Origin of the sequence: Methanogenium sp. MK-MG (assembly GCF_009914725.1) — an archaeon.
Classification (GTDB): Archaea; Halobacteriota; Methanomicrobia; order Methanomicrobiales; family Methanomicrobiaceae; genus Methanogenium.
Map to the genome: position 1 here is coordinate 1 of NZ_JAAAWJ010000127.1, position 3,233 is coordinate 3,233.

General features: G+C 48.1%; 2 protein-coding genes. One reads left to right on the plus strand and one right to left on the minus strand.

Going from position 1 to position 3,233, the window contains the following annotated elements; translation table 11 throughout:
* On the minus strand, window positions 1–2,170 hold a 2,170-nt coding region (locus MKMG_RS11110), incomplete at its 3' end, for a right-handed parallel beta-helix repeat-containing protein (protein ID WP_165077992.1).
* 713 nt (window positions 2,171–2,883) lie between these two features.
* Between MKMG_RS11110 and MKMG_RS11115 the strand changes: the two genes are divergently transcribed.
* A partial coding sequence (locus MKMG_RS11115) for a response regulator (protein WP_165077994.1) occupies window positions 2,884–3,233 on the plus strand: 350 nt, incomplete at its 3' end.

The window sequence follows — 3,233 nt, forward strand, 5'->3', positions numbered from 1 at the left end:
AGAGCATGAGCAGTGATTCATTCACTGTTCCGAGATCCGCGTCACGATATTTCATCCTCAGGTCACAGCGGGCATCGTATTCTGATGGTCCGGTGTAATCTGTTGTGCTGATACCGGTAACAGAGAGGGCATGACGGATTGTCTTGTTGCCATCCGGTCCGGGAGAGGGGACCGGTGCTGTCGCCAGTCCGAGATTCCATCCTGTGCATGAGATTGTGTTTGTATTTCCCAAGAAGGCGTCGAAGGTGACATTTTCTGCATTTATGGCTGTTTTTGCACATGCAATCTCCGCATCAGGACCTTTAACGAAGGTGTCATTCATCTGTATCCCGTTGCAGTTGACGGCCAGGATAGCACTTCCACCGCGTACTGCGGAATTATTTAGGAATGTAACACCTGCAAAGGAAACGTCTGAATCCTTGCAGGAGATCCCGCCACCCGTAACTAATGCTGAATTACCTGAGAAGAGAGTATCTTCGAATATTGCAGTGGAATCAGTGCAATAGACCCCTCCTCCTTCATAATAAACCTCATTATTGGATACTGAAGAATTTTCAACGATCATATTTGATTCTATTATCCATGCTCCTCCGCCCCATTGCCATGCAAAATTATCGGAGACCGATGAATCAATGAGTGTGATATTTGATCCATGAATATATCCTCCACTGCCATATTCTCCACAATTTCTATCGACTGCAGAATTTTTCATCGTGATATCAGAACTCCCGATCATCATCCCTGCACCATAGAAATCCACAATATTACCGAAAATTGTCGTATTTATCATCCTGACTGTGGAACCACTAAAACTTACCCCTCCGCTAAGGAATCCCGCTCCATTATGTTCAATTGAAGTATTGACGAGTGTAACATCACATCCCTGAAAGGACACCCCTCCGCAAAACCCGGGAAGAATATCATTCCCGGAAATCATTGTATCGGTGATTGAGACATTGCAGGAGGAGAAATATGCACCTGCTCCCTCACTGAAACTACTGCCGTATCTGTCGCTCATTCTGTTAGCCCGAATACCAGAGTCTGTGATATCTACATCCATATCCTGAAAACAGGCCCCTCCTCCAAAGAAGGCCCCGGTGTTTTTGGAAATTGTGGTGTTTATAAGGTTCGCCTCACCATTACAGAACATCACTCCCCCGCCGTCTCCATAATGGATGTCATTCGCCGTAAATGTGGTATGTGCGATAACCGAATCCGTTGCCTCAAAGTATGCTCCTCCGCCATGAAGATCTGCTGAATTTTCAGAAAATATACAGTCCCGCATATCTACACCGGATTCCAGAATGTAGGCCCCGCCACCGGATGTTCCTGCATAATTGTCGGAGAAGGTGCATCCGGTGATGCGTATGTCACTGACATGGGCGGCAAAAAGGCCACCACCATATCCGGCAACTCCAAATTCTCCGTCCGCCCGGTTACCTGAGAAGGTGCACCCGATAACCGTCAGCCGTTCAAGCGGTGTCTCGTCTGTCCCCATCGCAGATACGCCTGCGCCGTTCCCTTCCGTAACCGAGGTACCGGAAATATTCAGCCCGGAGAGCGTCGCATTATCTCCGGAGATTGTAATTGCAGGTGTGATGTTGACAGGTGATTTCAGAACCGGCTGCACGGGCGATCCCTCCCATTGGCGTACGGTGACATCGGCCGCTGAAATGGTAAATCCGCCTTCATAGGTGTGCCCCGGTATGCCCCAGACATGAATGGTGTCACCCCTGCCGATTTCGGGTATCATGCCGATCTCAGAGTAATTCCCGCTCTCATTGTTCACCGGGTTGATGGCCGAGACCCACCATTCCGCAGGATGTGGCAGTGCATCGATGCTGCTGTCAGCACGCATGTCCGGCACAAAAGTGATTGCCGGTGATTCATGCACCGGCCATTCCCGCGTTTCAGGTGTGACCCGCATTGCATCAATTCGTTGTCTGAGTTCTTCCTCCGGCAGGGCCCTGAGCTCCTTGTACAGGGGCGGGAGGCTACCTGAGGCATTATGTGCTGCTTCCCATGCTGTCCGTGCATCCGGGTATTCGTATTCATATTCATCCGCATCCGGGCCGGCTGCGATGGTTGCTGCAGGCAGGAGCATGGCTCCCGCGATACATATGCAGAGCACAATGTGGATTGTCTGCAGTGTGCTGACTGTGGATTTCATTATATCTCCCCCCCAATGAGCAGATTTTACGTGAAAACGCAGGTTTCCCTTCAATTCTGCAACGTCTCTTCCTGCCATTTTGCTGAGAATGAACAGGATATAACTGTGGGGGCTCTTACTGTGTCAGGACATAAAGGTTTTGAGCGCCGGAAATAATTCAGCCAGATATTATGGCCCGTATGCCGGAAATACCAATAATTGTCACATATATTGTCATCAAGGGTGATTATACTGGCAAATAAATATTGTGTGTGGAAAATGGCAGTTGTATTGTGTTTGGGGTAATAAACACGCATCTGTATGTCAGTCCGTGTTGATACCATATGATCCGGATTTCTGAATGAAATGGAATGACGCAAGTCAACTACCCCGGCCTAAAGACCGGGGCCTGGGACTCTATCCGTAGATAGTTCCCGTGTGGGTGGTTGACTGCACCCTGCACTTCCAGGTTATACCTGTAAGTGCGTGCTCCGGACTCAATGTTCCGGGCACCAATAAGATCGGCATGAAGAGAATATCCGCAACATTCACAGACAAACGACTTCCGGTGTCTGTTGTTCCTGCTGGTGTTTGGATAAAGATAATTAATGAATGGTTCTGATGACAGGAAGGGGCTGTTCACCCCCATATTTTTCTTGAAAATCAGGAAAAACCCATAAAACCTAATTAAATTCGGATTGATTTCATGTGAACCTTTGTGACAATGTATGTGTATGAAGAATATTCTCCTCGTTGAAGATGATCCGGTTCTGTTGGAGGTATCAAAACTCACTCTGGCAAAGATGGGAGGGTTTGAGGTCACCGGTGTACTGAGTGCCGAACTGGGCATTGATGAGATCATGAATAGAAAATTCTCGGCTATTGTCTCTGATTATGATATGCCCGGTATGAACGGTCTGGAATTTCTGAAAACTGTGCGGGAATCCGGTAATGACACGCCCTTCATTATATTTACCGGAAAAGGGAGGGAAGAGATAGCCATCAGGGCATATGAGCTGGGTGCGGATCATTATCTGCAGAAGGGGAGAGACACAAGATCACTCTTTTATGAGATTATCCAGAA